This is a genomic window from Candidatus Cloacimonadota bacterium (assembly GCA_028706475.1).
In the GTDB taxonomy this organism is placed as follows: domain Bacteria; phylum Cloacimonadota; class Cloacimonadia; order Cloacimonadales; family Cloacimonadaceae; genus UBA5456.
Map to the genome: position 1 here is coordinate 1 of JAQWBI010000082.1, position 3,654 is coordinate 3,654.

Here is a 3,654-nt window from a genome sequence, read left to right on the forward strand (position 1 = left end):
AATTTCCTTTACCGCATCCAATATCGTGCTGATATTCATCAACAATCGTTAATCTAAATAAACCTCGAATCCTGTGGGAAGAGTTAGTATCATTGATGATCGATAGTATCCGCTACGCAATGAGATAGGCAGTACAACTGAGCCGAAGAAGCTAATCCGGAGAACTGGAGAACTGCACTAAAAAAGAAGAGCCAAATCTGACTCCTCTAATTTATCTACAATTGTGGATTATTCCACTTCAAATTCGATGCGGCGGTTTTTTGCGCGTCCTTCCTCGGTTTCGTTATCTGCTCTGGGCAGAGTTTCGCCTTTGCCTTCTTTACTTTGCTGTCAGGGCTGTGGTATGCCAGGCCTACGCTCAGATTGTAGAAGCCGTCCTGAGCTTCGCCGGTAAAGGTGTTCATGTTGTCATCAGTGATCCTTTTTACTCCGTCCAGATAGTCCGAATTTGCCAAATTGTAACCCAACGATACTTCCAGGTTCACACCCGGTTTCAATTGGGTTTGGAGTCCGATGCCAAGCGGAATAATGGGCACTATGTCCGAATCTCCCTTCTTCAGATCCATGGATCCGCCTATACCGGCATTATCACCCCGGGCAATTCCCAATTCTTATCCATAACTCCAGCCGGGACCGGTTTCCATGGCTCCATACAGATATGCGCCTAGTACAATGAATAATAGGACGAAAATCGATTTTGTCCTCATTTCTGTGTTCTCCTTTTTGTATTGAAATCTTCATCTTGAAAGCAAAGCTAGTACTTCTATATCATATAAATAGACAGGGCTTCAAAATGGGCATTTCAACAAATATGATATGCAAAATCACAAAATTTCAACCATAATCTTTATTCAGCATCAGATTTTATGTACGCAGCATCTTTACCGTCAGCTCGTTACGGTGTTTATTTTACAGGGATTATTTTGATGCTATTAACAGATATACTGTATTAATAGAAGTCTATTTTGACCAACTAACTTATAGGTATACAATAAGATACGTAAGGCCAAATGAACTCCAATGCATAATCCATTTATACAGGACGCCGGGCACGCAGTAGGACCACCGAACCCACTGCTGCGGGGATCAGATCCTGAAAGAAGAACAAGCTCAACGTAGCTGCCACTGCTTGTTCGGAGGTAAATCCATACTCATCCAGGAAGTGAATGGCAAAACCTTCGCGTAAACCCAGTCCGGAGATCGTGATCGGGATGGAATTGGACACATTGGTAAGTGCCATGGACAGCCAAGTATCCACGGCAGAAATGCTGGCCAGTACATTCAGGATAAGGTAGTATTGCACATACATTACAAGGGTATTTGCTATTTGCAGCAGCATCATCCTTGGCGCTTGCAGACCGTAGTCGGGCAGGTACTTGCGCCAGGATTGCCTACTTTGCATAATCAGCGCTGCCCAAAGCGGCATAAAGGCCGCAAAGAGGATCATCCCGATCCGCAGATACAGCGAGAGTCCCGGCACGGCATAGAAGGCCGCCACTGCCGCAAAAGTCCAGGTAGCCCAAGTCATAAACAAGCGTTCGGTGGTGGTGGAGATCACCGAAGCCAGTAAACTGCTATTTTTCAGATAGAATACTTTGGCAAAAGAGGCGTGCCCCCCCGGAATTACAAAACGTAGTGGTAGCGCCAACAGATAAGAGCTATAGACCTCTTTGCGTTTATACTCATAGGCTGGATTCAAGTGCAAAGCACAGCGCCAGTTGTTGATCTGGATATAGTGTCGTATGCAGGATAAAGCCATGATGATGATGGCAATATGCCAGGGTAACTGAGCTACCTGTATTAAAGCTGCCGGCAGATCGATGTGCCGAAATATCACATAGAGCAAGCCCAGCGAGAACAGCAGTCGCAGAACATAGGAAAGCTTTTTCAAGAGCGGCTGTTCAAACTTTTTTCTCAGGCTTTGAAATCGGCTAAACACGCGTCAAATACATCCTGTAATAGCTTTTGCGGAGGAGAGGGTATATGCCCTTCTTCCATCATTTTGAAGCACAATTCTCTGGTGGAATTGATTTGCCTTAGAGTGCTTTCATACACTTCCTCGCGGCTCATCGGAAGCCGTGCCAGTCCCTCTTTTACCGCTTGTGCTGCCACATCCGCCGCTACATGCGCAAAAACCTCAGTCTCATTCATGGTGGGCACAATATTGCCGAAGTCTATACCCCTGTTTTCCGCGAAGGATGCCAGAGAATGCGCCGCGGCAATCGCCATGCCATCGCTTATTTTCCTCGCTCTTACGGTCAATACGCCCTTCAGGATGCCCGGAAAACCCACGGAGTTATTTACCTGATTGGGAAAATCCCCCCTACCTGTGGCAACGATGCGGGCTCCAGCTTTATGAGCTTCATGAGGATAGATCTCCGGAACGGGATTGGCACAACTGAATACGATGGAATCGGCTGCCATCAGGCGGATCCACTCCGGCTTGATAGTACCGGGTCCGGGAGTAGAGAGGGCGATCAGCACATCGGCACCCAGCATGGCTTCTTCCATGCTGTTCAGTTTACGAGGATTGGTCTTTTGCGCCAGCGCCCATTGTTTGTACTTTCCAGGATTATTCTGAATATCATGCCGCGCAGCGTGAAGCGCGCCTTTGCTATCGAAGATCACCATTTTGGCGGGATTTGCCCCTTCGCATAATAAAAAGCTGGCAATAGTGCTATTGGCAGCGCCTGCGCCGAAGAGGACAAAGGAGCTTTCCGCAATCTTTCTACTGGTCAGTTTGAGCGCATTGATCACCCCGGCAAGGGTAACGCAGGCCGTGCCCTGAGCGTCGTCGTGCCATACCGGAATATCGCAGCTTTCGCGCAGTTCATCCAATACCCGATAGCAATTCGGTTGAGAGATATCCTCCAGGTTCACCGCACCCACACTGGGCTGTAGCATTTTCACAAAATCGATCAGCTTTTGGGCATCCGGTTTTCCGTTTTCATCACGATTGTTCACGCATAAGGCAATCGCATCACACGCACCGAGATACTTCATCAGCATCGCTTTACCTTCCATCACGCCCAAACCGCCTGTGGGACCGCAATCCCCATCGCCCAATACTCTGGTGCTGTCACTAACCACAGCCACCAGATTGCCGCGGTTCGACAACCGGTAGGAGGCTTCGGGATCTTCTCTGATTGTGGTGGAAACCTTGGATACACCGGGTGTGTACCATATATTGAACCAATTGAAACCATAGATACCGGCCTTGGGCAGGCTTTGCATCTTTCCCGTGTAAAAATCATGCATAGCTTCAGACGCTTTTTTTAGAAACACAGTTTGGGCTGCCGCTACTTTGTCTTCGGGAAGATTATTCCGAAACAGCTCTGCCAGGTTCGAAAGGTCAAGCTTCAGCTCTTTCATTCGAGCTCCTCGTATTGTTTTGGTGAAAGCTATTTGGATGGCGCATATCTGTCAAGCTTTGCCCTATCAATGGATGCTGCCACAGATGCCGGGCAGTGTGTGGGAAAGTACTCCGCAATATCACTCTGCAATAACATAACCGCATCTGCTTCCCGAGATGTTCAAGGTATGGTGAAGCAGATATTAAGCTGTTATCATCGAGTGGTCACCCGACTATAACCCAATGATATCTGCTTCGATACGCGATGATTCTCTGGGAGTGGAAAGTGCGGATAAGATAAA

At 47.7% G+C, this 3,654-nt stretch carries 2 protein-coding genes and 1 pseudogene; all 3 read right to left on the minus strand.

The window, feature by feature from the left end:
* Positions 1-228: 228 nt before the first annotated feature.
* Positions 229-318 (minus strand): annotated as a pseudogene (locus PHF32_08675) (OmpA family protein).
* A 715-nt stretch (positions 319-1,033) separates the two neighbouring features.
* Complete coding sequence (locus PHF32_08680) at positions 1,034-1,939, minus strand: lysylphosphatidylglycerol synthase domain-containing protein (protein MDD4560789.1); 906 nt, start codon at positions 1,937-1,939, stop codon at positions 1,034-1,036.
* Positions 1,915-3,372 carry an NADP-dependent malic enzyme gene (locus tag PHF32_08685; GenBank protein ID MDD4560790.1) on the minus strand — a complete coding sequence of 486 codons (1,458 nt, stop codon included), beginning with the start codon at positions 3,370-3,372 and terminating at the stop codon, positions 1,915-1,917. The genes PHF32_08680 and PHF32_08685 overlap by 25 nt, the downstream gene beginning before the upstream one ends.
* Positions 3,373-3,654: the final 282 nt, after the last annotated feature.

What these genes read in the sequence shown, in the direction of transcription:
- PHF32_08685 (MDD4560790.1), bottom strand. Translation starts at nt 3,372, where the DNA reads ATGAAAGAGCTGAAGCTTGACCTTTCGAACCTGGCAGAGCTGTTTCGG.